The 324-nt window shown below is 46.6% G+C and carries 1 tRNA gene; it reads left to right on the plus strand.

Annotated features, from left to right (window positions below):
- Positions 1–101: 101 nt before the first annotated feature.
- Positions 102–177 (plus strand) — tRNA-Glu (locus SB719_RS19350).
- The last annotated feature ends 147 nt before the right edge of the window (positions 178–324 follow it).

A 324-nucleotide genomic window follows, 5' to 3' on the forward strand; every position in this document is an offset into this window, starting at 1 on the left:
GGTTGGATCACCTCCTTACCTGAAGATACCTTCCCGCGAAGTGCTCACACAGATTGTCTGATAGAAAGTAACGAGCAAAGCGTCTTACGAATGAGACTAGTGTCCCCTTCGTCTAGAGGCCTAGGACACCGCCCTTTCACGGCGGTAACAGGGGTTCGAATCCCCTAGGGGACGCCATTTGCTGGTAATGAGTGAAAGACATTGCCATTGATACTTCAGAGTATGCTGTTAAGCATATTGTGAAGTATTTGCTCTTTAACAATCCGGAACAAGCTGAAAATTTGAAACGACCGCGTCGTATTCGTTCTCCGTAATAAGAACGAT

The organism is Pantoea sp. SIMBA_079 (assembly GCF_046940275.1).
Lineage (GTDB): Bacteria > Pseudomonadota > Gammaproteobacteria > Enterobacterales > Enterobacteriaceae > Pantoea > Pantoea borealis.